Annotated in this window: 26 protein-coding genes, 1 tRNA gene and 1 pseudogene; 10 read left to right on the top strand and 18 right to left on the bottom strand. The window is 48.2% G+C overall.

What is annotated here, in order from left to right; all coding sequences use genetic code 11:
* Nucleotides 1–49: 49 nt before the first annotated feature.
* Nucleotides 50–628 carry a GNAT family N-acetyltransferase gene (locus JK198_RS11615; RefSeq protein WP_212709591.1) on the top strand — a complete coding sequence of 193 codons (579 nt, stop codon included), beginning with the start codon at nucleotides 50–52 and terminating at the stop codon, nucleotides 626–628.
* Between the two features lie 67 nt (nucleotides 629–695).
* Here JK198_RS11615 and oppF read toward each other — a convergent pair whose 3' ends face one another.
* The 5 genes from oppF to JK198_RS11640 all read right to left on the bottom strand — a co-directional run bounded on the left by oppF (nucleotide 696) and on the right by JK198_RS11640 (nucleotide 6,275).
* A complete protein-coding gene (oppF, locus tag JK198_RS11620; protein WP_212709590.1) occupies nucleotides 696–1,703 on the bottom strand; it encodes a murein tripeptide/oligopeptide ABC transporter ATP binding protein OppF in 1,008 nt (335 codons plus the stop codon).
* On the bottom strand, nucleotides 1,700–2,704 hold the full coding sequence (gene oppD / locus JK198_RS11625) for an oligopeptide ABC transporter ATP-binding protein OppD (RefSeq protein ID WP_212710533.1): 1,005 nt from the start codon (nucleotides 2,702–2,704) through the stop codon (nucleotides 1,700–1,702). Before oppD ends, oppF begins: the two co-directional genes overlap by 4 nt.
* A gap of 11 nt (nucleotides 2,705–2,715) precedes the next feature.
* A complete protein-coding gene (oppC, locus tag JK198_RS11630; protein WP_212709588.1) occupies nucleotides 2,716–3,624 on the bottom strand; it encodes an oligopeptide ABC transporter permease OppC in 909 nt (302 codons plus the stop codon).
* A gap of 15 nt (nucleotides 3,625–3,639) precedes the next feature.
* Complete coding sequence (gene oppB / locus JK198_RS11635) at nucleotides 3,640–4,560, bottom strand: oligopeptide ABC transporter permease OppB (protein ID WP_212709587.1); 921 nt, start codon at nucleotides 4,558–4,560, stop codon at nucleotides 3,640–3,642.
* A gap of 74 nt (nucleotides 4,561–4,634) precedes the next feature.
* Nucleotides 4,635–6,275, bottom strand: coding sequence for an ABC transporter substrate-binding protein (locus tag JK198_RS11640; RefSeq protein ID WP_212710532.1), 1,641 nt, complete (start codon nucleotides 6,273–6,275; stop codon nucleotides 4,635–4,637).
* A gap of 930 nt (nucleotides 6,276–7,205) precedes the next feature.
* Between JK198_RS11640 and cadB the strand changes: the two genes are divergently transcribed.
* Together cadB and cadA are read left to right on the top strand one after the other, a co-directional pair.
* A complete protein-coding gene (gene cadB, locus JK198_RS11645) occupies nucleotides 7,206–8,507 on the top strand; it encodes a cadaverine/lysine antiporter (protein WP_212710531.1) in 1,302 nt (433 codons plus the stop codon).
* A gap of 25 nt (nucleotides 8,508–8,532) precedes the next feature.
* On the top strand, nucleotides 8,533–10,671 hold the full coding sequence (gene cadA, locus JK198_RS11650; protein WP_212710530.1) for a lysine decarboxylase: 2,139 nt from the start codon (nucleotides 8,533–8,535) through the stop codon (nucleotides 10,669–10,671).
* 209 nt (nucleotides 10,672–10,880) lie between these two features.
* On the opposite strand, the gene pgaB (JK198_RS11655) is transcribed toward cadA, so the two are convergent.
* Nucleotides 10,881–11,978 carry a poly-beta-1,6-N-acetyl-D-glucosamine N-deacetylase PgaB gene (gene pgaB / locus JK198_RS11655; protein ID WP_212709554.1) on the bottom strand — a complete coding sequence of 366 codons (1,098 nt, stop codon included), beginning with the start codon at nucleotides 11,976–11,978 and terminating at the stop codon, nucleotides 10,881–10,883.
* 476 nt (nucleotides 11,979–12,454) lie between these two features.
* Between pgaB (JK198_RS11655) and pgaA the strand changes: the two genes are divergently transcribed.
* The 7 genes from pgaA (at nucleotide 12,455) to JK198_RS11690 (ending at nucleotide 20,817) form a co-directional block, all read left to right on the top strand.
* Nucleotides 12,455–14,863: a poly-beta-1,6 N-acetyl-D-glucosamine export porin PgaA gene (gene pgaA, locus JK198_RS11660; RefSeq protein ID WP_212710529.1), complete on the top strand. Its 2,409-nt coding sequence runs from the start codon at nucleotides 12,455–12,457 to the stop codon at nucleotides 14,861–14,863.
* A 4-nt stretch (nucleotides 14,864–14,867) separates the two neighbouring features.
* Entirely contained in the window at nucleotides 14,868–16,880 is a 2,013-nt protein-coding gene (gene pgaB / locus JK198_RS11665) for a poly-beta-1,6-N-acetyl-D-glucosamine N-deacetylase PgaB (protein ID WP_212710528.1), read from the top strand.
* Nucleotides 16,877–18,205, top strand: a complete 1,329-nt coding sequence (gene pgaC / locus JK198_RS11670; protein ID WP_212709551.1) for a poly-beta-1,6-N-acetyl-D-glucosamine synthase — start codon at nucleotides 16,877–16,879, stop codon at nucleotides 18,203–18,205. The genes pgaB (JK198_RS11665) and pgaC overlap by 4 nt, the downstream gene beginning before the upstream one ends.
* A 38-nt stretch (nucleotides 18,206–18,243) precedes the next feature.
* Complete coding sequence (pgaD, locus tag JK198_RS11675) at nucleotides 18,244–18,654, top strand: poly-beta-1,6-N-acetyl-D-glucosamine biosynthesis protein PgaD (RefSeq protein ID WP_212711178.1); 411 nt, start codon at nucleotides 18,244–18,246, stop codon at nucleotides 18,652–18,654.
* A 160-nt stretch (nucleotides 18,655–18,814) separates the two neighbouring features.
* Entirely contained in the window at nucleotides 18,815–19,171 is a 357-nt protein-coding gene (locus JK198_RS11680; RefSeq protein ID WP_212709549.1) for a hypothetical protein, read from the top strand.
* Nucleotides 19,172–19,422: 251 nt separating this feature from the next.
* Nucleotides 19,423–19,497 (top strand) — tRNA-Arg (locus JK198_RS11685).
* Between the two features lie 162 nt (nucleotides 19,498–19,659).
* Complete coding sequence (locus JK198_RS11690) at nucleotides 19,660–20,817, top strand: tyrosine-type recombinase/integrase (protein WP_212710527.1); 1,158 nt, start codon at nucleotides 19,660–19,662, stop codon at nucleotides 20,815–20,817.
* On the opposite strand, the gene JK198_RS11695 is transcribed toward JK198_RS11690, so the two are convergent.
* The 12 genes and pseudogenes from JK198_RS11695 to JK198_RS16830 all read right to left on the bottom strand — a co-directional run.
* A complete protein-coding gene (locus JK198_RS11695) occupies nucleotides 20,814–21,011 on the bottom strand; it encodes an AlpA family transcriptional regulator (protein ID WP_212710526.1) in 198 nt (65 codons plus the stop codon). The genes JK198_RS11690 and JK198_RS11695 overlap by 4 nt on opposite strands.
* Before the next feature lie 351 nt (nucleotides 21,012–21,362).
* A complete protein-coding gene (locus JK198_RS11700) occupies nucleotides 21,363–21,578 on the bottom strand; it encodes a hypothetical protein (protein ID WP_212710525.1) in 216 nt (71 codons plus the stop codon).
* A gap of 163 nt (nucleotides 21,579–21,741) precedes the next feature.
* Nucleotides 21,742–21,972, bottom strand: a complete 231-nt coding sequence (locus JK198_RS11705) for a hypothetical protein (RefSeq protein ID WP_212710524.1) — start codon at nucleotides 21,970–21,972, stop codon at nucleotides 21,742–21,744.
* 113 nt (nucleotides 21,973–22,085) lie between these two features.
* Nucleotides 22,086–22,670, bottom strand: coding sequence for a hypothetical protein (locus JK198_RS11710; protein WP_212710523.1), 585 nt, complete (start codon nucleotides 22,668–22,670; stop codon nucleotides 22,086–22,088).
* A 253-nt stretch (nucleotides 22,671–22,923) separates the two neighbouring features.
* Nucleotides 22,924–23,298 (bottom strand): hypothetical protein, encoded by a 375-nt coding sequence (locus tag JK198_RS11715; RefSeq protein WP_212710522.1) that lies wholly within the window; start codon nucleotides 23,296–23,298, stop codon nucleotides 22,924–22,926.
* A gap of 37 nt (nucleotides 23,299–23,335) precedes the next feature.
* Complete coding sequence (locus JK198_RS11720; RefSeq protein ID WP_212710521.1) at nucleotides 23,336–23,929, bottom strand: DUF669 domain-containing protein; 594 nt, start codon at nucleotides 23,927–23,929, stop codon at nucleotides 23,336–23,338.
* Nucleotides 23,926–24,606, bottom strand: coding sequence for an ATP-binding protein (locus JK198_RS11725; RefSeq protein WP_212710520.1), 681 nt, complete (start codon nucleotides 24,604–24,606; stop codon nucleotides 23,926–23,928). The genes JK198_RS11720 and JK198_RS11725 overlap by 4 nt, the downstream gene beginning before the upstream one ends.
* Nucleotides 24,607–24,613: 7 nt before the next feature.
* Nucleotides 24,614–25,282, bottom strand: a complete 669-nt coding sequence (exoX, locus tag JK198_RS11730) for an exodeoxyribonuclease X (RefSeq protein ID WP_212710519.1) — start codon at nucleotides 25,280–25,282, stop codon at nucleotides 24,614–24,616.
* Entirely contained in the window at nucleotides 25,279–25,428 is a 150-nt protein-coding gene (locus tag JK198_RS11735; protein ID WP_212710518.1) for a hypothetical protein, read from the bottom strand. The genes exoX and JK198_RS11735 overlap by 4 nt, the downstream gene beginning before the upstream one ends.
* Nucleotides 25,418–25,618 (bottom strand): hypothetical protein, encoded by a 201-nt coding sequence (locus JK198_RS11740; RefSeq protein WP_212710517.1) that lies wholly within the window; start codon nucleotides 25,616–25,618, stop codon nucleotides 25,418–25,420. The genes JK198_RS11735 and JK198_RS11740 overlap by 11 nt, the downstream gene beginning before the upstream one ends.
* Nucleotides 25,619–25,730: 112 nt before the next feature.
* Nucleotides 25,731–25,871 (bottom strand): hypothetical protein, encoded by a 141-nt coding sequence (locus JK198_RS11745; protein ID WP_212710414.1) that lies wholly within the window; start codon nucleotides 25,869–25,871, stop codon nucleotides 25,731–25,733.
* Nucleotides 25,872–25,922: 51 nt separating this feature from the next.
* A pseudogene (locus tag JK198_RS16830) lies at nucleotides 25,923–26,466 on the bottom strand (hypothetical protein); the annotation flags it as partial.

Raw genomic sequence — 26,466 nt, forward strand, 5'->3', positions numbered from 1 at the left:
TCAGTATATCCGTATGTTGTGACATGATTTTTCCTCAGAAGGACTTCGAATGACAACGCCGGCGTTAGAAACATCGCGTCTGTATCTGCGTCCGCTGCAGGCCGCTGATGCCGTACAGATCCAGTCGGTTTTCCCCCAATGGGAGATTGTCCGCTATCTGGCGGCACGGTTTCCCTGGCCATACCCGCAGAACGGGGCGGCAGATTTTGTGAATACTGTCGCGTTGCCTGAAATGGCACGTGGCCATGGCTGGTTCTGGTCGATCCGGCGCAAAGAGGATCCGCAGGTGCTGATTGGGGTGATCAGCCTTTCGCTGACCCCGGATAATAACCGTGGCTTCTGGCTGGATCCCGGCTGGCAACGGCAGGGATATATGACAGAGGCTTGTCAGGCAGTGACGGATTTCTGGTTCTTTACCCTTGGACAGGAGGTGCTCAGGGCCCCGAAAGCCAGTCTGAACAGGGCATCAAGGCAGCTCTCCCTGAACAGCGGTATGCGGCTGATCGCTACCGGCACGGAACATTATCTGGCCGGAGAACTGGCGTCTGAACTGTGGGAAATTACCCGTGAAGAATGGATTGCCTTCACGGCGCAGTCGTCGCCGGAACAGGGCGGGCCGGCCGGATAACCGTTTGCTGAGGGTGGAGGGATGGTAAGCAAACGCCGGGGAACCCCGGCGTTTGGCTGGCCTGATATCAGAGAATTTCGGCCTTCAGGCAGGCTACCGTATGTGTTTCTGGTCCGCGGATATCCGGACGGTTTGCCCGGCAATGATCATCAGCCAGCGGGCAGCGGGTCGAGAAGACACAGCCGGCGGGCGGATGAATCGGCGAGGGCAGTTCACCCTCCAGTAACTGAATGGTTTTATTACGCTCCAGTGCCGGGTCCGGCAACGGGACTGCGGTCATCAGTGCGCGGGTATAAGGGTGCGCCGGGACGCGGTACAGCTGCTGATATTCGCCGGTTTCTACCGCATGGCCCAGATACATTACCATCACCTTATCGGAAATATGTTTTACCACCGCCAGGTCATGGGCAATAAAGATCAGAGCCAGACCCATTTCACGCTGTAACTTACGTAACAGGTTCACCACCTGCGCCTGGACAGAAACATCCAGCGCCGACACCGGTTCATCACAAATCACCAGTTTCGGTTCCAGGATCAGTGCCCTGGCGATGCCGATCCTCTGGCACTGTCCGCCGGAAAATTCGTGGGGATAACGGTTGATCATATTCGGCAGCAGACCGACTTTTTCCATCATGGCCTGAACACGCTGTCTGATTTCGGCACGGGAGGGACGCGGTCGCTGACTGCGCAGGGGCTCAGCAATAATATCGCCAACGGTCATCCGCGGATCAAGGGAGGCGAGGGGATCCTGAAAGATCATCTGAATATCATTACGGGCAGCCTGCCAGTCAGCAGCCCCTTTTCCGGCAAGCTCTTTACCCATCCAGCAGATACTGCCTTCGGTGGCTTTAACCAGCCCGATAATGGCCCGCGCCAGGGTAGACTTACCGCAACCGGACTCTCCGACGACTCCGAGGGTTTCCCCCTGATGCAGACGGAAACTGACCCCGTCGACGGCTTTCAGGTGCTGAGGTGGCTGCCAGAACCACTGTTTTTGCTGTTTAATATCAAACCAGACTTTCAGATGGTTAACTTCAAGCAACACCGGTCTCTGTGGCTGATGTTCTGTGATCATTGTAATTCCTCCGGCGTTCTGTGGCAGGCGCGGATCCTTCCCCCGGCACCGGACAGGGGCTGAGGTGAGGTGTCACACTGAGCAATCGCATACTGGCAGCGTGGCCGGAAGGGGCATCCGCCAGGTAAATTAAGCAGATTCGGCGGGTTACCGGGAATGGTACGCAGCTCTCCGTCATCCCGGTCAAGACGCGGAACGGCCTGTAACAGACCGCGGGTATAAGGGTGTTGTGGTTCGGCAAACAGGGCATCGGTGCTGGCATATTCCATCGTCCGCCCGCCGTACATAACCAGTACTTTATCGCAGCCGCCGGCCACGACTCCGAGGTCGTGGGTAATCAGGATAATAGAGGCAGAAAATTCGCGTTTCAGCTCGTTGAGCAGAGTCATGATCTGTGCCTGAACCGTAACATCAAGCGCGGTGGTCGGCTCATCAGCAATCAGTAAACGTGGCTGACATAACAGTGCCATCGCAATCATCACCCGCTGACGCATGCCCCCGGAAAATTCGTGAGGGTACATTTTCATCCGCTGACGGGCCGCCGGAATTTTTACGGCATCCAGCATTCTGACACAGGCCTCAAAGGCATCATGACGGCTCATACCTTTATGCAGCCGCAGCACCTCAGTCAGCTGGTCACCGGCTTTCATATAAGGGTTCAGTGAGGTCATCGGGTCCTGGAATATCATCCCAATCTGTCCGGCTCGCAGTTTATTCAGCTGTTTTTCCGGCATATTCACTAACTGCTGACCGTTAAACAAGGCGGATCCGCTGACTTTACCATTACGTGCCAGCAATCCCATTAAAGCGAATGCGGTCTGGGATTTTCCTGAACCAGACTCTCCGACAATGCCTAAGGTTTCGCCCTCATTCAGCGCAAAGTTAAGGTTGTTCACTGCCGTCACCTCACCGTCATGGGTGGTAAAAGTGACCCGCAGATCATTAACGGTTAGCAAGGCGGGGGTGGCATTACCGGCAGTGCTTAGGTGTTCAATTGTCATTCCCTGGCTCCTTAGCGATCTTTCGGGTCGAGGGCATCCCGTAAGCCATCGCCGATAAAGTTAAAACAAAACAGTGTGATAACCAGAAAACTGGCAGGAAACATCAGTAACCACGGAGAGACTTCCATCGAGTTTGCACCGTCACTTAACAGCGCTCCCCAGCTGCTTAACGGCTCCTGGGTACCCAGCCCGAGGAAGCTGAGAAACGATTCAAACAGGATCATCCCCGGGACCAGCAGTGAGGCATAGACCACCACCACACCCAGCACATTGGGGATGATATGGCGGGTGACTATACCGCCGGTGGATACCCCTGCGACCCGCGCGGCTTCGATAAACTCTTTGCCTTTCAGGGCCAGGGTCTGACCACGAACAATACGCGCCATATCCAGCCAGGACACCATGCCGATAGCGACGAAGATCAGCAAAATATTGCGGCCGAAGAAAGTGACCAGCAGGATCACGAAGAACATAAACGGAAAAGAGTTCAGGATTTCCAGCAGACGCATCATAAAAGTATCGGTTTTACCGCCGACATACCCGGCAACTGAACCGTAGAGGGTACCGACGACGACGGCAATCGCTGCTGATGCTATCCCGACCATCAGAGAGATACGTCCGCCGATGGCGACACGTACCAGCAGGTCACGTCCTGAGGAGTCGGTGCCGAACCAGTGGCCCGATGCCAGATCCGGTGCCGCAGACATCATATTCCAGTCCGTATCATCATAGGCAAACGGAGACAGCATCGGGGCGAAGATCACAAACAGAATGATCACTGATAACAGTAACAGACTGATTAATGCTGCACGGTTATGGAGAAAGCGTCGCCCCGCATCCTGCCACAGGCTGCGGCCGGCAATCACGTTATCGCCGGTAATGTTTTCACTGAATTGCTTATTCTTTTTAAATAAAATCATTATAGAGTCCCGCCATCAGTAACGAATTTTCGGGTCGATGACTGCATATAAAATATCGACGATAGCGTTAAATACGATGGTTAATACTCCCACCAGAATTGTCAGGCTCAGCACCAGTGAGTAATCCCGGTTCAGTGCACCATTGACGAACAACTGACCGATGCCCGGTAAACCAAAGATGGATTCGATAACCATGGAGCCGGTGATAATGCCGACAAAGGCAGGCCCCATATAGGAGACAACCGGTAACATTGCCGGGCGCAGGGCATGGCGAAAAACGATCCGGCTAAGGGGCATCCCTTTAGCCCGCGCAGTGCGGATGTAATCTGAATGCATAACTTCAATCATGGAACTGCGCATAATACGGGCAATACTCGAGATATATGCCAGTGCCAGGGCAATCATCGGCAGTAACACATACTGCCACTGACCCCCGTTCCAGCCACCGCCCGGTAACCACTTCAGGGAAATCGCAAAAATCAGTACCAGTAAAGGAGCGACCACAAAGGACGGGATAACCACCCCGGTCATGGCCAGCCCCATCACTGCGTAGTCAATGAAACTGTTCTGCCGCAGTGCGGCAATAATTCCGGTCGCGATACCGAAGATCAGTGCGAAGCAGAACGCGGCCAGCCCCAGTGAGGCAGAAACAGGGAAAGCCTGGCCGATCAGATAATTGACGCTGAAATCCTGGTATTTAAAGGAAGGGCCGAAGTTACCGTGGGCCAGTTGGATCAGATAATCGAGATACTGTTTACCGATAGGGTCATTCAGATGATAACGGGCCTCGATATTCGCCATCACTTGCGGGGGCAGGTTCCGTTCACCGGTAAACGGACTGCCGGGCGCCAGTCGCATCATAAAAAAGGAGATGGTAATCAGTATTAACAGGGTCGGGATAGCCTCAGCTATACGCCGTAAAATGAATTTCAACATTGCGTTACCTTAATTGCTCACCGCTGTTGTCGGGAAAACCGGCCAGTGCACAGGCACAGGCCGGGGCCGATAAATTAATGTTTGATGATATACAGGTTTTTATCGTAGATATGATCGAGAGGATCTTTACCGGTGTAGCCGCCAATGTAAGGTTTCACCAGCCGGGTGTTGGCGTAATAAAAGACCGGCACAATCCCCGAATCTTTGTCCAGAATCTGCTCTGCCTGCTGGTAATCTCCGGCACGCTGATGACTGTCTGTTGCATTGGCGGCATTTTTCAGTGCCTGATCAAAAGCAGCATCAGAGTAGAACGCGGTGTTGTTGCTGTCGCCGGTTTGCATCGTGTTCAGGAAAGCACTGGGTTCGTTATAGTCGCCGCACCAGCCGGCACGGGCCATCTGGTAGGTGCCCTGATGACGGGAGTCGAGATAGGTTTTCCATTCCTGGTTTTCCAGTACCACGTTCACACCCAGATTTTTTTTCCAAAGGGAGGCGGCGGCAATCGCCAGTTTTTTATGCAGATCCGAGGTGTTATACAGCAGGGTAAAGGTCAGGGGATGCCCCGGGCCATAACCGGCTTCCTGCAGCAGTTTTTTTGCGGCGTCGTTGCGCTGCGCCTGCGTTTCTTTATACCAGGCTGGCTGGATGACATCGATACCCTGAGTCGCCGGGTCGGTCAGGCTGTAAGCCGGGGTCTGCCCCTGGGCCAGTACTTTATTCACGATAATGTCACGATCCAGCCCCAGTTTTATGGCGGTACGGACACGGGCATCATTAAACGGCGCTTTTTTATTATTCAGCTCGTAGAAATAGGTGCAGAGATAGGGATCAACATGCAGATCCTGCGGGTTATCTTTTTTTAGCTTGCGGAACAGTTCGATAGGCAGGTTGTTAAACGTCATATCACTGCCATCGGCAGAGTAAAAACGGTTAACGTCATTGACCTCTGAATCGATCGGCAGGAACGTCACTTTATTAATTACCGTTGCTGCGTTATCCCAGTATTCCGGGTTCCGCACAACCACAATACGTTCGTTAACAATATGGTCCTGAAGGGTATAAGCGCCGTTACCCACCCAGTGTTGTGGCTGGGTCCATTGATCCCCATATTTTTCCACTACCGGCGGATAAACCGGTGACAGTGCGGGGTAGACCAGTAACTGGTCGAAAAAAGGCACGGATTTTGTCAGAGTGACCTGCAGGGTATGGTCGTCCAGTGCTTTTACTCCTAACTGGTCCGGGCTTTTTTTACCGGCCACAATATCATCGACATTTACCACATGGCCGTATTGCAGATAACTGGCATAAGGAGACGCGGTTTTAGGATCCACCAGTCTGCGCCAGCTATAGACAAAATCCTGAGCGGTGACGGGCTCTCCGTTTGACCAGCGGGCATTCTTTCTCAGATGAAAGGTCCAGATCTTACCGTCTTTGTTTTCCCAGCTTTCTGCGACTGCCGGGACAACCTTGCCTTGCGGGTTGACGATTGCCAGACCTTCCAGCAGGTCATAGCTGACATAAGACTCAGGAGAACCTTCAATCTTATGGGGGTCCAGTGACTGAACCTCTCCCCCGTTACCGCGGACAATTTCCTGTTTTGCAGCCAGTGTCACCCCTTGCGGGACATCAGCGGCCTGTGCCCGGATTAATGCCAGCTGACTCATGGCAACAATAATCCCCGCGGCGAGTATTTTTTTATCGGGAGAAAATTTCATTTTACGAAGCTCCATCATTGCGGATTGTGTTTGCTATGGGAAAACCGCAGACCGGCCCTTAGTCTGTTTCCGGGCCTGTTATTTGTCCGGTTACCCTGTCTGTATTTTTTATTTAAAATTAAGTCTGTTGCATCGCTACAGGCATTTTTATTTTCTGCCATCTCCTGTTTATGATTCATAAAATGAAACATAATCCGTGCTCTGACTGAATTATCATAATAAAAAACTATCTTATGCATTATCTATGCCAGAAGTTATTGTGATAACCGGAAGTTAATTCGTTTTGAGGTCTGTTACCCGGCAAGTAAAGTTGTCATAAACCGCGGTTTAACAGATAATGATCAGAAATTAAACTTATATTATCAGGCGGGTTATTAATAAATGGAATGCGTTGCACCATAAAGGAACAGACTCACCATAATGGTGACCCGTTTTGGTGACTGGCAGGGCGGGTCGCGAATTAAGTCAGATCACCAGCCAGTATGCCACGCTGAACGGTAGCCGGAAAAATCGTAGCTGTCTGCATCACGAGAAACTCTGAAGGCGGCTAACCCAATGGTTAAATGACTGCCGGTTAACAACCGCTTTTTCTCTGTTTCCATACTTAACATTTAATATCACACTGTTTTTCATGGTATCACTGATAACCGATAAAGCCTCCGCCGAGAATATATAGTAACCGTGAGTGATAATTTCCGTTTTTTCCGTTACAGTCTGTGTTGTTATTTATTCTCGCCGCCGTTTTTTTGATGTAATGATTTAAAAAGCAATAAGTTAAACAACGAAGATAATGTAATCTTTATTATTGTAAAGTATTTGCATCAGCAGAACCATAAACTATATTTAAATATAATTATCAGGCAAGTTAATTACTAATCATCCTGCCTCTGTCTCCGGATAACTCTGTAATTATTTTATGAGGGTATTATTGTGGCTGAAATTAAACAGATTGGTTTAATAGCCTGCATTGGTATTGTTGCGGGAAATATGATGGGCAGTGGGATTGCGTTATTACCTGCTAATCTGGCATCTGTTGGTGCTGTATCTATTTTTGGCTGGGGGATCGCACTGCTTGGTGCAATGTCCCTTGCTTATGTTTATGCCCGGCTGGCAACAAAAGACCCGCAAGAGGGCGGACCTATTGCTTATGCCGGAGAAGTTAGTAAAGATCTCGGTTTCCAGACCGGAGTACTTTATTACCATGCAAACTGGATTGGCAACCTTGCCATTTCAATTACTGCGGTTTCGTATCTGTCTACTTTTTTCCCGCAACTGAATAAACCTGTTCCGGCGGGTATCGCCTCACTGGTGATTATCTGGGTATTTACTTTTATAAATATGCTCGGCGGTTCATGGATAAGTAAGCTTACAACGTTCGGTGTTACGCTTATTTTAATCCCGGTAGTCGGGACCGCAATATTCGGATGGCACTGGTTCAGTATAGATGTTTACAAGGCAAACTGGAATGTCTCGTCCCATACAGACTATCAGGCAGTACTGAATAGCACATTATTATGCCTGTGGGCGTTTATCGGCGTGGAGTCTGCTTCTGTCAGTGCCGGCCTGGTGAAAAATCCTAAACGTAATATTCCGGTGGCGACGATTGCAGGTACCTTGCTGGCCGGGATTGTGTATGTGGCCGCGACTCAGGTTATCGCGGGAATGTATCCTGCATCGCTAATGGCGGCTTCCGGCGCACCTTTTTCAGTAACGGCGTCAACCATGGCTGGTAACTGGGCCGGGCCGGTTGTTTCTGCTTTTACCGCAATTGCCTGTCTTACTTCTCTGGGTTCCTGGATGATGCTGGTCGGTCAGGCCGGAGCCCGGGCAGCACATGACGGTAATTTCCCCGCAATTTATGGTCAAATGAACCGTCAGGGGGTCCCTGCAAAAGGATTGTTACTTGCTGCACTACAAATGACAGTTCTGCTGGTGGTTGTCACTGTCATGAATATGCATGGTGGTAAAACATCCTCGGTATTCGGTGACTTAATCAGCATTGCTGTATTACTCACAATGCTGCCTTACTTTTATTCTTGTATCGATCTTATCCGGATGGATGGTATTAATATTAAGAATCTGCTCAGTTTTATTACCGCCTTGTTGGGAAGCCTGTTCTGTTTTATCGCCATGTTAGGATCTGACTCTTTTATACTGGCAGGTACATTTATTACCAGCCTGATTATATTTATGTTCTACGCTGAAAAAATCAGTAAGAATAAATCCGTCTGATATTCTTTTTGAAGAGAGATAAGAAATGAATTATATAGCCATTTTAAACGACTCTGACGAGTCTTATAAAAGTAAAGTAATGCTTTCTATCGCAGATGAGTTAAATAGCATTGGGTTTAATACGGATGTTTATGATGATGAGCAGGATATGATTTCATCCATTGAAAATAATGCCAGGCTCTGCGGTGTTATCTTTGACTGGGACCGGCATGATTTGTCACTTTGCCAGAAAATCAGTCAGATAAATTCCCGGGTACCAAATTTTGTTTTCGTCAGTAAGAATCATGGATTTGAAATAAAGCTCAGTCAGTTAACTATCAACCTGCGTTTCCACGAATACCTTATCGCGCATATTCCTGATATTGTCATCAAAATGCAGCAAGCCATTGACGAGTACCGGGAGACTATTCTTCCGCCATTTACCAAAGCTCTGTTCAGCTATGTCGGAAAAGAAAAGTATACTTTCTGTACGCCAGGGCATATGGGCGGAACGGCCTTCGAAAGAAGTCCTGCCGGCGCATTATTTTATGATTTTTATGGTGAGAATACCATGCGTTCAGATATTTCTGTCTCTATGGACGAACTGGGCTCATTGCTCGATCATTCCGGACCGCATCGCGAGGCAGAAAATTATATTGCATCAGTATTTAATGCTGATCGCAGCTATATTATTACAAACGGCACTTCAACGGCGAATAAAGTGGTAGGTATGTATTCCTGTCATGCCGGAGGGACCGTACTTGTTGATCGTAATTGCCATAAATCGATAACACATCTGATGATGATGAGTGATATTACACCTGTTTATCTTAAACCAACGCGTAATGCTTATGGTATTCTTGGCGGGATCCCAAAATCTGAATTCAGTCATGAGCATATCGAAGCACTGCTTAAAGCACAAGGCATCGGGCAGTGGCCTTGCCATGCAATCATTACCAACTCAACCTATGATGGCCTTTTTTATAATACGCAGTTTATTAAACAAACACTCCCGGTGAAGTCCATCCATTTTGATTCAGCCTGGGTGCCTTATACACAGTTTCATCCTGTTTATCAGAATAAATCAGGCATGGGGGGCGAACCGGTCAGTGGTAAGCTGATTTTTGAAACACAATCCACACATAAATTACTTGCTGCCTTTTCTCAGGCTTCAATGATCCATGTGAAAGGGGACTTTAATGAAAGTACTTTTAACGAAGCCTATATGATGCATACCTCAACATCGCCCCTCTACAGCATTGTGGCTTCCTGCGAAATATCCGCAGCGATGATGAAAGGTGCCGCGGGCGTAAGACTGATGGAAAAAACGATTGATCTTGCCATCTCGTTCCGGAAAGAAATCGTCCGGTTAGGTAATGAATCAGAAGACTGGTTTTTTGATGTATGGCAGCCCGATAACATCGATGAAGTCTGTTGCTGGCCGTTGAATTCGGTTAATAACTGGCATGGTTTTAAAAATATCGATGACGATCATATGTCCCTTGACCCGATAAAAATTACATTATTAACTCCGGGTCTGGACAGGCACGGTAATCTCGCTGACGTGGGAATACCGGCATCCGTAGTGGCCGGGTTTCTGAGTGAATATGGAATAATTGTTGAGAAAACGGGTCCTTACTCGTTACTTTTTTTATTCAGTCTCGGTGTTGATAAAACAAAATCATTAACGCTGCTCAAGGCTCTGAGCGAATTTAAATATTTTTATGATAAAAATGCGCTGGTGCATGAGGTATTACCTGAATTATTTTCGAAGGATCCTGTTTTTTATAAAAATATGCGAATACAGGCACTGGCTCATGGTATTCATAAACTGATAGTGAAACACAGATTGCCAGAACTTATGTACGAGGCATTTGAAACATTACCGCAGATGGCGATGACACCTCATCGTGCATTTCAACAGGAAATCCTTGGCAACACCTGCGAATGTCTGCTGTCAGAAATGACAGATAAAATAAGTGCCAATATGATCCTGCCGTATCCCCCCGGGGTCCCGCTGATTATGCCCGGAGAAAAGCTTACCGGGCAGAACCGTCCGGTACTGAGTTTTCTGGAGATGCTGTGTGAAATAGGATCTCATTATCCCGGCTTTGAAACAGATATTCACGGTGTGTATCGGAATGACCAGGGAGAGTATATGGTGAAAGTGCTGACTCAGCCTTAAGCATGATTTAATCACCCCGTAGTAACTGCTCGATATCGAGGCCGTATTTTATGATTTCTCATAAAATACGGCCATAGCATCTGTCTTCAGGCGAAGCGTTATATTAATGACCGCAGATCCGGTGCTGATTAATTCCTTTGCCAGAGCACAACGCGATATAACAGAATACATTTTACCGGGAACAGTCGTTCCATGGATGATATAGGTAATTAATCTGATGCCGGTTCGCTGATCAGCGAACTGATACTTTCCGCGGAGGGCTGGTTATTAAAAAAATCATCAGGGTAGTAGCCATAATTTTTAACCCCCAGACGTTGCAGTAATTTAATCCAGTCCGTCATCGTTTGATCCGTTACGGGTGTATCCGGTGACGTATTCCAGTCGACAGACTGTAATTCAATAATTGTGCGTTCAAGGGCATTCTCCCTGCCGGCAATTTTCCTGACAAGGCTGGTTAACCATGCCTGACTGTCTGCAAGTGATACTCCCTCCATCAGTGGCATTGCCATAGGAACGACCCAGTCATAGTTCTCCAAAAAGTCATCCGGGTTTTGCGCGAACCAGGTTTCACTGTCCGGTTCGATGACGGGTAAAGCATAGAGATTACGCGCTGATTTTACGTTATCACCACGGATTGCACGGACATGTGCCATCAGTGTATTGGTGAGCTTAATCAGTGCCTGGCTTTTTAACCGCGTCCAGGTTTGCATGGTCGCGGCATTTTCACGGATAATTTTTATTGACGGTGATAAGCCTGCATTCTGACAGGCTTGTATGGCCTCCGGGCAGGCATCTTCGAAATCAGTCAGAAATGCATCATCGTGGAATAAAATACCGTCAAATAGATTGCCAGAGGCAAGGTCCTGATAGATTTGTACAATTTTACTCTCCGCTTCGGCGCTAAAAGGCGAAAGACGCAAATACTGATTCTTATCAGTGAAGGTGTTATCTTTTTTCAGATTATAGGTTAATACTTTCGGTATATCTTCCAGCTGGAAAGCGAGAACCGGCATCCAGGCATAGACATTTACCCCCGCCCGCTGACGTAACCCGTTGCACACCTGACTGAACAGGTCTGCACGTACAGGTAACAGGCTATTCGGGAAATATAATGATTTAATATTTCCGTTACCCTCAGGATCGGCAAAAGCCTGCAGGAAAACAGTATTAACCTTCAGGTTAATAACGCGCTGAATTAATAATTCAGTATTAATTTCCTGCTGTTTTTGATTATCATCAAACACATAATCAAGATCAACATGGACCATATGCAGGTTTGTATCATCGTTAATCATTGTATTGGTCATAACCTCTCCGGGAATTATCAGGCTGAATTAAATTCATTTCAGACTCTGGTTAAATTAATAAATAATGAAAATAAAAAGCCAGCTGGCAGAGCAATATACTGTCAGTCGTCAGAGACGTCTCTTGTAAGGGCAGCCACAGAACAAAAATAATAAAAATTTTAATAAATAAAAAATTCTCATACGTGATGGCAAGGGATGATCTATTTCATTAGTTATTACAAGGTTATTGAAGGTGATTAATGAGAATCTTTACTGTTTATATTCAGAATACTGAAAACGGATTCCATAACAGCCGTGAAGCATAAAACTTGTCGCTGGCCTCCCGCAGACCATGATTGACGGTAGTTGCCGTTTATATCACGAGGAAAATAATTACTTCATACAGAGAAGCAGGTAACAAATCCTCTGGAATGATAAATAATTCTTGATATAATATTTATCATTATTATTTTTTGTTATAAAAAATTTTTTATTATATGCAAATCTTTACGTTAAAACCGAAACTGTTGCTGGTTTCTTGTCTGTTGTCATGCCCGCTAAGCGGTTATGCGCAAACGCAATATGACTCTTTAATTATTCAGGCCCGGGCCGGGAATTATCAGCCAGTACTTAACTGGCTGGCGAAAGAAAATAATCAACGCCGGCTTACGCTCAATGAACGTGCCGATTGGTTACAGGTAGCAAGCTGGGCCGGAGAAGATAAGCTTGTGGTACAACTGTGGCAACAGCCGCAAACGCAGTCGCTGCCAGCGACTGCGAAAATTGCGGTTGCCCGGGCTTACCGTAATCTTCATCAATGGCCACAATCCCTGTCGCTGCTTGAAAGCCTCGGAGCGGGTTCATCGTCAGCCAATGCTGATTTACGTGAGCTATACATAATGACGTTAGCGGATGCCAAAAGAAATGATCAGGCATTAACCCGCGCATTGAAATTTTGTAATGATAAAAAAGATGCCCGCAGCTATTTAACCCTGAGCTATGTTTATCGGGCGATAGGACAGCCGGATAATGCATGGCAGGCAGCGACCAAAGCGTATAGCCTGGATCCGTCAGATAAAGAGATTCGCAGCACCTATATTTCAACATTAGCTGAACAGCGTATTGTCAGTGGTCAGTGGTACGTTTATCAGGCAGCACCGGGGACGATCAGTGAGCAACAGGCGGTTGCGCTTCAGCAGGGTGCCGAGCTGGTGCGTGACAGCCTGGTCAGTGGCCGCAGTGAAGCTGAACGGTTTCTGGTTGCTGATAAAGCGCTGTCGTTCTATCAGCAAAATATTGCTCGCTGGCAGCAGCAACCCGGTAATCAGCCGGTGATACGCAGAGCCCGTATTGACCGTATCGGGGCTTATGTTGCTCGCAGTGATATGGCGCAGGCGATTGCTGAGTATGAATCGCTCCGCCAACACGGCGATGTGCCGGGATATGCAGAGAACTGGGCAGGAACCGCTTATCTTTATCAGCGTCAGCCGGAAAAAGCGCTGAGTCTTTGGCGCAATACTCTGGATATGAATAACAGTGATGACGTTAATAGTTATTTTGTCGCACTGACCGAAGCAGAAAAACTCAGTGAAGCACAGCAGTTTGCAGAACAGCTGAGTAAAAAAACGCCTTATCAGATCCCTGTGTATGGGCTGCCGACACGCGCCAATAATGAAGAGTGGTCAGATGTGCAGAGTATGCTGGTCACGGTGTTACGCAATAATAATAATCTGCCTGAAGCACAAAAACATGCCGAAGCATTATCGGAAACCGCTCCGGGTAACCAGTCTTTAGCTGTGGATGTTGCGGACTTATATAATCAGAGAAACTGGCCACGTAAAGCAGAATACCGGCTAAAACGGGCAGAGAGTATCGAGCCGTCCAGTATTAACCTCGAAACAGAACAGGGACAGGTCGCTCTTGCGTTACAGGAATGGCACCAGGCCAGCCTGCTGGCTGATGATGTAATTAAACGTGCGCCTGAAAATAAATCCGCTCAGCAACTGAACGATGACCGGAATATCCGCAATAAAGCTGAGTTAAGTATTGAGGGCGATAAAGGCATTAAATCAGACAGCCCGGTGACCGGCTCCCATGACTTTAATCTGATGGCTGTTTTATATACGCCACCGATTGCCGAAAACTGGCGGGTTTATACGGGGGCGGGTTATGCCAATAGCCGCTTTGAAGAAGGCACCGGGATAGATCGTTCACAGCTGGCCGGGGTCGAATTCACCAATCGTAATAACTGGCTGCAGTTTGATGTCAGTCATCATAATTACGGTCATGGCAGTAAGGCGGGAGTACGGCTGTCAGACTGGCATGATTTTAATGATGACTGGCGTGTCGGTGCTCTGTTCGAGCGTCTGGGCAGCAGTACCCCCCTGCGAGCTATGAAAAATGGCATCTCGGGGAATACTGCCGCCGGTTACGTGCGCTGGCAGCAAAATGAGCGGCGGCAGGTACGGCTGGATATTTCCGGGACACATTTTTCTGACGGTAATAACCGGCAGAATTACAGTGTGTCTGCACAGCAGCGGTTATACAGCCAGGCATACTGGTGGCTGGACTTCACCCCTTCTGTCAGCGCGGGTTATAACAGTAAGCCGGGGGGGGCGTACTACAGTCCTGCGCGGGACCTGACCCTGTTACCGGCATTAAGCCTGGAGAATATTCTCTATCGCCACTATGACACGCAATGGAGTCACAGTTTTTCCGTGGGCGTCGGGCGTTACTGGGAAAAAAATTATCCGGCCCGCCTGATGACAACGATTAGCTACGGGCAGCGATTACAACTCGCGAAAGTCTTCGAAATTGGTGCCTCCGTTAACTGGAGTAAACAACCTTATGACGGCGACAGAGAAAAAGATTTGTCACTGTCATTTGATATGGATTATAGGTTTTAAAACTATGTTATTACGTATATTAAGCCGGCTGCTATTTAGCCTGGTTGCTCTGAGCTATTGCAGCCAGAGTTATGCTGATCAGTCGTCGTCGTTTATTTCTCCGGTACAGCGTGTTCAGCTTCAGTCAGGAAAGCCCTGGCCACATAATAAATATCTGGTACTGGCTTATCATGATGTCTCTGATGGCGCTGCTGATCAGCGATTTCTGGCAGTACGTTTTAGTGCGTTAAATGACCAGTTTGCATGGCTTAAAAATAACGGGTATCACGTCATCAGTATTAATGATGTGCAGGCTGCGCAAAGCGGGCATAAAGATCTGCCGGCGAATGCCGTTATGCTGACATTTGATGACGGTTACAGCAGTTTTTATAAACGGGTATTCCCATTACTTAAAGCCTATCACTGGCCTGCAATTTTAGCGCCTGTCGGTGAATGGGTGAGCACCCCTGCCAGCCAGCCGGTTAATTTCGGGGGATTAATTACCCCGCGGGAACATTTTCTGAACTGGTCTGAAATTAAGGAAATGTCGGACTCGGGATTGGTGGAAATTGCCGCCCATACCTATGCAGAGCATAAAGGTATTACTGCTAATCCGCAGGGTAACTCTGAACCCTATGCCGCCAGTCGTATTTACGATAAAAAAACCGGGCGTTATGAAACAACTGCTGAATTTAATCAGCGGGTCAGTATTGATATCGCAAAAATTACCGAACGTATTAAAACTACCACCGGTAAATCACCCCGCGTCTGGGTATGGCCTTATGGTGCCGCGAATGGTGAAACCATCGCGAATGCTAAAAAAATGGGATACCGCTATTTTATGTCATTAGACAACGGATTAGCGGATGTTAAAAATAATGACAATATTCCCCGGATGCTGATAGCAGGGAACCCTGGTTTGCAGGCCTTCTCACAGTCAGTATCCAGTGTCAGAGAAGCCATTACTCAGCATATTGTCCATGTCGATCTGGATGATGTGTATGACGCGGACAAAAAGCAGCAGGATCATAATATTGACGTGCTGGTTCAGCGTATTGCTGATTTGGGTGTGGACACTGTCTTTCTGCAGGCATTCGCTGACCCGGATGGTGATGGTAATATTAAATCACTCTATTTTCCCAACCGCTGGTTACCGACCCGTGCTGATTTGTTCAACCATGTTGCGTGGCAGCTAAATACCCGCGCCCATGCCAGAGTATTTGCCTGGATGCCGGTACTGGCTTTTCAGATTAAAAATACGCCGCAGGTATTAACTTACGATCCGAAAACGAACAAGGCTGTACCGGACCCTCACCAGTATCTGCGTCTGTCGCCTTTCAGTGCTGACGCCCGGCTAAAAATAACGCAGATTTATGAGGACCTTGCTGCTCATGCGACCTTTGACGGTATTTTATTCCATGACGATGCTTTTCTGACTGACTATGAAGATGCGGGGCCGGATGCCCTGCAAGCCTATAAAAAGGCGGGGTTACCGGATTCTGTCAGGGAGATTCGCAGCAATCCGGAGTTAATGCATCGCTGGACACGCTTAAAAAGCCGGACTCTGATTGACTTTACTAACTCTCTTATGCAGAGCGTCAGAGCGATACGCGGGCCTCAGGTGAAATCAGCGCGTAACATCTATGCGTTACCTATCCTCCAGCCAGACAGCGAAGACTGGTTTGCCCAGAACCTTGATGATTTCCTGTCCAATTATAACTGGACTGTCCCGATGGCGATGCCACTGATGGAAGGGGTCACCCCGGATAACAGCCAGGCATGGCTCAGAAAGCTGGTTGATACCATCAGTTCCAGGCCGGGAGCGCTGTCCCGCACCATTATTGAGTTGCAGGCAACGGACTGGAGCAAAAAACCGGCGCAGCCGGTACCCGATGCAGAGCTGGTGGGCTGGATAAAACTGCTGCAGGCCTCAGGGGTACAGAATTATGGATATTATCCGGATAACTTTTTAGAAAATCAGCCGGCCTTAAAGAATATTCGTCCAGTAATTGCTAACAAATGGTTTCCTTTACCATGACTGACAGATTAATCGCTTTAATAATTCTTTGTGTTGTTTTAAGTATCCCGCTCGGTTTTGTGCTGGTATTTACCGGCCAGGTTGCGCTGAACTTTGTCTTTTACTGGCCACTTTTTATGGCCGGGATATGGATTGCCGGGGGGGTCTATTTCTGGTTCAACAAAGAGCGCTTCTGGCGTCAGGACAGTGAGATCACACTGCCCGGTAATCCGTTAATTTCTATTTTAATTCCCTGCTATAACGAAGGCCCGAATGCCCGGGAAACGATACAGGCGGCATTAAACCAGAACTATACCAATATTGAGGTTATCGCTGTTAATGACGGGTCAAAGGATGATACCGGCGAAATACTGAACCAGCTGGCCAGTGAACATAACAATCTGCGGGTTATTCATCTGGCTAAAAATCAGGGGAAAGCCGTTGCGTTAAAAGCCGGGGCCGCTGCAGCGAACAGTGAACTATTAGTCTGTATTGATGGTGATGCCATCCTCGACCGTAATACGGCTGCCTATCTGGCAGCCCCGTTGCTTAACTTTCCCGGGGTAGGGGCGGTCACCGGAAATCCGAGGATCCGGACCCGTTCCACGCTGATTGGTCGTTTACAGGTAGGTGAGTTTTCCTCAATTATCGGTCTGATAAAACGCGCACAGCGGGTTTATGGTCATGTATTCACGGTCTCCGGTGTGATTGCTGCATTTCGTCGAACGGCATTAGCCGATGTGGGTTACTGGAGCGACGATATGATAACGGAAGATATTGATATCAGCTGGAAGTTACAGTTGAAAAACTGGAGTATCTTTTACGAGCCCAGAGCATTGTGCTGGATCCTGATGCCGGAAACTCTGAAAGGCTTATGGCAGCAACGCCTGCGCTGGGCTAAGGGAGGCGCTGAAGTTTTTCTGAAGAATTGCATCAGTATCTGGCGCTGGCAGCACCGCAGAATGTGGACCCTGTTACTGGAGTTTGCTCTGTCGACAATCTGGACCTATATGTACCTCCTGAGTATCATTTTATTTGTACTCGGACGCTTTACAGAGATGCCAAAAAATCTGTATGTCGATTCGCTGATGCCGCCCGGTTTTACGGGCCTGTTATTAGCGGTGGTGTGTATTATCCAGTTTTCTGTCAGCCTGATGATCGAGAGACGCTACGAATCTGATATTTTTAAATCATTGTTCTGGGTTATCTGGTACCCGATTGCTTATTGGCTGCTGAGTTTCTTAACTACCCTGGTGAGTTTCCCCAACGTTATGCTCAGCCGTAAGGGAAAAAGAGCCAGATGGGAAAGCCCGGATCGCGGTATTGCTCAGAAGCACCTGAAGTAATTACCTCAATACATATTGAATAAATTTGTTGGTTGAAAATGAAAGATAACTTGATAGTAACTCAGCAGGATCCTGTCAGTATGGCGTTTGATGTTTTTTTAACCATTATCGCCTGGGTCGGTTTCCTGTACCTGATAGGTTCCGGTATTTATGACAATATCACCGATAAGAACTTAAGTTTTATCAAAGGCACATGGTCTGAAACCACCGTGACACTATGTTTATACTTTTCTCTGATGGTGATATTCGCAATATTGCTTTATGGCTGGGCGAAATATAATTACTTCAGATACCGGGGGAAAACCTCACCACGAAAATCTGACCTCACCAGTCATGAGTTATGGGGGACTTTTAATATGCAGGATGATATCGGTGCCGAACTCCAGCGGAAAAAAGTAACTGTTGTTCACCATGATTCAGAAGGGCAGATTTATTCCGTAACGGAATAATCAATCCCGCAGGGTGATGTGGCCAGCGCTTCCCTTATCCGCGTTAGCAGAGGGAAGCGCTGGCAATGGTGTTTTTCTGTACCTGAAGCTCAGCCGTATCTTTGTCCCCCCGCGGCTGCCAGAAAAGATATCCGCCCTGAGTGAGCAGGGGGAAAAATCAGTGAAAGAAGTCAAAGCAAGGAATCCGCAGCAATTATCATTATGTTGCGGTCAGCACAAACTACTGGTTGTTGAAACAAACATCACCTCAACTTTAAACAGTGTATACGCTTCATTACGTTATGCTCTCTACCATTGCTGGCTGCGGTTGTTAAATAACGGAGGCGCTGTGAGGAAAAGAGTCTGGTATGGCTGGTTGTTTATAGCAGTATCCTTCGGCGGTTATGCTGAAGGAATTCGACATATAAACACAAAACCTGCCTGCGGGGTGGTATCTCATTCCCGTCTGACTGATACATCAGAAAGGCCTGATGAGCATGTCAGCGAGAAAATTCCTGAACGGATTACAAAACGCTAAGCTGTAAAACAGCTATCCATTATGCCCCGGGTCTGCGGGACTGTTTTATTAACAGAACGCACAGTGATGCAGAGATAGCGGGGCAGAGTTCCGCCGGACCCGTTTCCGCCCGGCCCTGGTTTACAGGGTGCATCATCCCTGAGACTTACCGCATAAGTTTCCGGTGAAAGGGCAGGTAATACTTGTAAAAACCTGAGTGTTTACGGTAGGATATGTCCCGTCGTACTCTGCTGATCCGGTGCAGAGTGAAGGTCTCCTTAGTTAAATGGATATAACGAGCCCCTCCTAAGGGCTAGTTGCAGGTTCGATTCCTGCAGGGGACACCATTGAAGCTTCCATGACCCTCCATTGACCTCCACGAATTCCCGATAAACACTGACTCCACCTGAATTTAATTTCCATACACGTCCATACAAGTCCATTGACAGCCGCATACCATCTTGGGTAAAAATTGGGTAAAGTTAATTTACTAGGAATTATTTTACCCAATGCTGACTGTGAAGCAGATCGAATCGGCCAAGCCGAAAGATAAACCATACCGCCTCCTGGATTCGGACGGCCTATACCTGTACGTGCCGGTCTCTGGCAAAAAGGTCTGGCAACTGCGCTATCAGATGTTGGGTAAAGAAAAGATCATGACCCTGGGTAAATATCCGTTCTTAACCTTGCAGGATGCCCGGGTAAAATCTTTTGAAGCAAAGCGAGCGCTTGCAGCTGGTGATGACCCAATGGCATCTGGTCGGCGGGAAAAGTCAGACAACTCTTTCGACTCTATTTTTGAAGAGTGGTACGGCAATAAAAAACAGGTATGGTCTGAAGGATATGCATCCGAGTTACTCGGCATGTTCAAAGATGACATATTGCCGATGATCGGAAACATGGATATCAATACGATTGAGCCGATGGATATTCTTTCTGTTATCCGCCGGTTTGAAAGTAGGGGCGCTCACGAACGTGCCAACAAGGCCAGACGAAGATGTGGAGAGGTTTTCAAATATGCGATAGTTACCGGCAGAGCTAAGTATAATCCATCCCCTGATTTGGCTGATGCCATGCGTGGGTATCGAAAGAAGAACTATCCCTATCTGACTGCTGACCAGATTCCTGGGTTTAACCGGGCGCTATCATCCCATACCGGCAGCCAGGTAACCATCAGTGCAACCAGGCTTCTTCAGTACACTGCCATGCGAACGCTCGAAATGAGGTCAATGCGCTGGAGTAACGTTGACTTTGATAATCGCATGATAACCATAGATGCAGAATTTATGAAGGGGAGAAAGGTTCATTTTGTCCCGATGAGTAATCAGGTATTTAGTTTACTGAAAACACTTCAGCCAATAACTGAAAGTACAGGGCTGGTATTTCCGGGCAGGAATGACCGCGCCAAACCCATTAGTGAAGGAGCTGTATTGCAGGTGATTAAGCGAATTGGATATGAGGGAATTGCTTCAGGCCACGGCTTCCGCCATCAGTTCAGTACAATACTGCATGATAACGGCTGGCCGACAGAAGTTATTGAAAAGCAGCTTGCTCACTCTGACGGTAATGCCATCCGTGGCATTTATAACCATGCTCAGTACAGTGAGAAAAGAAGGGAGATGATGCAGTGGTGGGCTGACTGGATAGATGACTGCTGTGGGGGTTAATGCTGAGTTATTTCTTCCTGGAGAAATTTTTGAAACTTCTGAACATCTTCGACACGCCACAGGCTTTTGTGTCCTCGCTTTAGTGGCGGTGCCAGATTTCCTTTTGCTATCTGGCTATAAAGGTATGATTTTTTATACCCGGTGTTGGCTTCGATGAACTTCATCGTAACCAGCGCTCCTGGCTCTACGTACATAGCATTCTCCTTTACCCAACCCGCAGGCACGACGATTCCGCCGGTGACCGGTGCGGGAATAGGGTGGTTTGGTTTAGTGGGTGAGGTTATTTGTTATTCAGTAAACTGATGATGTATTTCGGCGTGTCTCTTACAAGTATCGTATCACCGTCGTTCATTGTAATAGTCGTAAGCTTTCCTTCTCTGGAAATAAATTTTATGTCGTCCTTTACCCAAATTTCACCTGCAGAAAACCCCATATCAGACATGCGAGTGAGCTTAATGAATTTCTTGGTATCAGTATTGATCCTCTCGTTAGCTTCCCTTTGCTTAGATAGTCTTCTTAAAAATGCCGGCTCTTGCATACTGACCTCAGTGGCGTTTAAATCTGGCGGCGCGTTCGTGCTTTTCTGCATCTTCACGACATTCAGGGCAGCAGTAATTGGATTTCGGTAACGATGCTGTTCCGCAGTCACCGTTCAGACAAATTGCTGAGAATGGCTTCGGCTGGGTACGGTTAGCCATTGCTACCTCTAAATGCTGTCTTTCAAGCTCTGACGCCTGATCTCCTTGGTCGACATAATTCATAATTTATTCCTTTCGACTTCGCCACACAATAACTCAGCCGCCGGCCGCCGCTCATGCAGTCGGTTGATGATGGCCTGGCATTGCATTTCGGTGGGGTAGATTGTTTCAGTGAGGGGAGTTGCCTGGTTACCGGAGAGAATGAGGATGACGTATCCGGCGAGTATCATCTTTCGAGTGCCTCAATTTTTCTCATGAGGTCGTCATACTGTTTTGTGCTGACTGCCCCTTCAGAAATGGCATGTCTTATGTCCTCAACATCTTCATCGCTCAGGAAATCATCACGGTAGTCCTGCCAGCTAACAACGCATAGCTTCCCGCCCAAAATATCCATGCCAAAATTAACTCTCGGTTCCTTGCTGTCTTCGTACTCAACAACGAAAGTAACCTTTCCCATCACTTCCTCCTGTACGCATCCCAAAGAGCAATGCGGAACGCTATTCGTTTAATGAAAGCAGGGTAGTTGCCTGCCAGTATGCGAGAGGTTATCTGGGTCATTTTCTCTCCTGACTATTCAGTCACTGATTTTTGCTCTGCCATAACCAATTGCCCATTGATTAGCGCATCAACGATGGCGGTAAACTCCCAACACCATACGCGGCTATCAACGAAGACTCGCAGGCCATCAGGGTAATCGTGGGCTTTGCGTTTAATGAATGCCTCGGCCGCATCACGGGTCAGGTGGGAGTTTACGTATTCCCATTCCTCCTGATAGCCATAGAGGTTTAGATAATCCCGGTCACCCAAAAACTCCCACTGATCTTCTTCGTCTAAATCTAGGAAGAAACTGTCGTTTGACTCTAGGCATTCTTCATTCAGGGATTTCTTTTCGTCTAAATCCAGTGAGTTCCAGTATTCCTTTGGTGAAAACCATTCACGTTCGTGGTCTTCATCAGTAAGCATCCTTTCCGGCTCAAAGGAAAGGTCAATGCCTGTCACACGGCGTAACCTTTCAACGTTAAAAATGGCATCACGGGTACAGTGACGCTCTACGCCTTTACCGGCGACGTCATGCCGGAGCCGGTTCACAAAGTCATCAAAGGTTTCTTGGGTCAGGGGTGCGCGTGTTGCTAAAGATAATTTTTCTTCTGTCATACCGCCTCCTGCTTATTAACAACGGCAATGAAACGGGAGGGTGACCAGTCACAATATGTATCGGTTTCTGTATGCCCAAACATGGCCTTACAGCGGCGGATATGGACGCAATTGCCGCACGATAACCCTTGTGGTAATCGCATCTTGTCTGGGTCAGACGGATCGTAATTAAGTTTCTTTAAGCTGACGGCCGCTAATGTTTCCACTGTTTCCCCTCCAATAAGTAACCCTCCGGATAGGGAGGGTGAATGAATTAATCGCCGAAACCACCTCGCCCTGACGTGTTGGCTGTCGGGAATGTTACTTCCTGCGGCTTATGCTCCTGCCAGTAACGTCGCCATCCTTCGGCTCTGTCCTTTTCCCTTTGTTCGACTATCCATGCAGGCAATGGCGGGTTGACTGATGTCAGCTTATTGTTGTGCCTGACCATCATCTGATTCAGCCGCGGGTGTGACTCTCCATTTTTAGCGGCGGTGAGTGCTTCCATGCACCCCATAACAATCCGTTGCCTGACCAGCCATTCCTTGCGCTCACGAACTGTCATCCGGCTTAGATTCCCGAGGGTGATATTTCTGTGCTTTTCGGTCAGGCGTGACAATACCGCCGATTCTTCCGGTGACAGTTCCATGATGTGGCCTTATTTGGTTAGAGTGGGGAGGGTACTTTTATGCGAAAGGGTCGAAACCATCGTCATATCCGGAGTTGTTATAGCTGGAACTGCCGCTATTTCCGGTCGATTTTTTACGCTCGTCTTTGTCTTTCAGGCCAGATACCATCTTATCGACGGCCTCTGCGTTTTTACCTTCTGACTGTTCAAGCAGTGTTTGGTGAGTCTGTGCAATGAACGGCATACGAATATCCAGGCCGTAAGTGTCTGAGCCATCATTTTTGCTACGGAGGACTTTTTGCAGAACCAGTCCGACACGCTTGCCGGCAAATTCCGGTGCCACATACTGACCGGCAGCCTTCATGTGTTCGGTTAGCTGATTAACTCCGGCACACCCCATAATGGCGTGAATCATGTTGACGCCAAACGTGTTAGCAGAGCCGTCCTTTTTGGAGACATACACGCTGAGATATTGCACCTTACGGCCGTCATCGGCTTCACCTGAGAACTCGATAGCCTTTGCGCCGCCTTGTGATGTAGTCAGTGCTGCTTCAGTAATGGTGATCACGTATGCGCCGCTCTCATTGATAAAACCGCCCTGACCGGCGGTTAAGGCTGCTTCCTTGTTGTAGCTGAAAATTACATTGCTCATGCTGCTGATTCCTTAATGTGGTGGACGTTGTTGATCCCCCAGTATTCGCAGATGGTCTTATCTACAAATGCCAGGTCGTTATCAATTTCGTTAGTGTCGAACATACCCATCGGGGACTTAACTGTGTCAGCCCCGTTGTTTTTTGTGGTGAAGAAGAACTGGTCATCGCGGGTAAGGGTGCGAAGAACGACAGTGAACATCCCTTCCACTGTGATTTTTTCATCAAGCATTCTGCCGATGGTTTTCATTTTGACGCGGCCCATTTGCGTTTCTTCAGTGTGGGCCATGAAGTACACGCGAAGGTCATCAGGAGCATCCTGTGCTGCCTTGATGATGTCCCAAGCGTGACGGCCTATCTCAGTGAATTTGTCGAATGACTTTTCATCTGAGCGCCGCATAAACTCATTGCTCATGACGTACTGAAAGTCATCGATAATGACAATATTCTTGTTGATAGCTTTGGCATGCTTAATTATTCCGGCTATCTTCTCGGATTTGTCGGTTGAGATAACGGTTCCGATTTTTTTCTCGCTATCGAATTTAATCCATTGCCTTGATCTGAAGGGGAGCGGCTTTCCTACCGGACGGATAAGTATCGTTTCCTCCGGATTGATATTTCGCATGCTGGTCGATTTACCGGTGCCAGACTCACCGAGAATTAATGTTGCAGTGCCCATATAAACCTCAATTTTTCAAATGGTGTTTAATTGTGAACTTCATGTCCTCAGACATATCTGTGATGTTTAATGCTGCCCAGCGAAGCCAGCCAGGATCATCTTTGGCAACATCTGCATAAGTCTTTCCACGGTGTTTGCCCATATGCAGAGTGCGAAGTAGAACAGGCTGGCTAGTGATACCCAGCATTTCCTCAACCGACCATCCCGACTCAGCCTGTATCTTCCTGAACAGGCCGGCGGTGACATAGCAGTCATACAGTGCCCGGTGAGCATGAAGTTTTTCTGGAACCCAGGGCTTTATATCCAGCGCATACCTCAAATACTGGTTAGAGTGGCTTTCCAGTTCCGGCCACAGTCTGGCCGCCAGTTTGCGTGTGCAAATCCATTCGCACCCCATGTCAGGCAGGACGCCTTTATCAAACGGGGCGTTGTGCGCTACCAGATAATCAGCTGCCTGATACTGCTGATAGACTTCTTCAATTGGCGGCTTATCTGACACCATATCTTCCGTAATGTGATGGATAGCCATTGCTGAAAATCCGATAGGACGGTCAGGCTTAACAAAGTCGCTCATGGGATTGATGATTTCCCCAGCGACAACATCAACGCTGGCCACTTCAACAACCCCGCCCTCAAAGCCACAGGTTTCCGTGTCGATAACGCGAAAAATAGTCATGAAAAATTCCCTTCAAATTCCTGCCAACTGATAACCGGATTCTGGCGTTCCGTTGCCAGGTCGATTTGTTCTTGCTGAATGGCCTCTATTTCCTCGCCGATCAGCTCTTTCATTTCTGCGATGAAGTCGCCGTCATTACGCCACATGGTCAAGCCTCCGCATTGAGTCCACCCATTCAACCAGCAAGTCAAAGTCCTGATACGCGCAGAACTCTGCCAATTGCTCCCGGTTCAGCGTTTCAATCTGGCAATCCTCAAGAGATACGCTGACCTTCCCAGGCCTCATTGCTCCGCGCATCTGTACGTCTGAGCATTCGATTTTCAGGTTCAGACTCATTTCGACCTCCGGAAATCTCTGACCATGTCTAAATAACCAGCCGGTGTATTCGGATAGAAGTGAACCGACCCGCTGAATGCGATTACCAGCTCTGGGCCATGAATGATGTACCTCATGCGAAAGCCTCCGGCCCCGGACGGGCAGCATCATTGACGAATTTCTGAATGCGATCCAGCTGGGTAGTGGTGAATGATTTAACGTGGTTTAACAGGTTGGTAGCAGCGCCAATGACGCCGCCGATGGTGGTAGCCATTAGCGATACTCCGTTGGTTAGTAGTTGATGGTTACTGCTGGTACCTGACCTTTAGCGATTGATTTGATACATGCTTTTGCACAGTCCTCGGTCANGCTCGACCTGAGCGGCTTTGCGGCGTTCGGCCTCGATAGCTTCCCGCTTATCACGCTCAGCCAGTTGCTGGGCTTCGATACGCTGCTGTTCGGCCCGTTGTTCTGCTGCGATACGTTCCTGCTTTTCCCGCTCGGCTGCGGCCTGTAACTCACGCTCCCGGCGCTCAGTCTCTTCACGTTCACGTAGGGCCTTTTCCTCTGCCTCGCGCTTAACTCGCTCTTCAGCTTCCCGGGCGATACGCTGCTCATGCTCAATGCGTTGTTGCTCTGCCAGGCGGGCAGCTTCGGCACGGTCGCGGTCGAACTTGTCATTCATCAGCAGGGCGATTTCATGATCGGACTCGAATTTCTCAGCCACTGCTTTGTCGAATACTTCGTTCATTTCCAGCGCTTCGGCGTGGGCGGCAGCTAGTGCTTCTTCTGCCTTGATGCGTTCCTGCTCGGCTTCCCAATCGGTCACCGGCTGACGGATTTCGATAGCCAGTTCATCCAGTGCCTCG

Source organism: Tatumella sp. JGM91 (genome assembly GCF_018257575.1).
Taxonomy (GTDB): Bacteria; Pseudomonadota; Gammaproteobacteria; order Enterobacterales; family Enterobacteriaceae; genus Tatumella; species Tatumella punctata.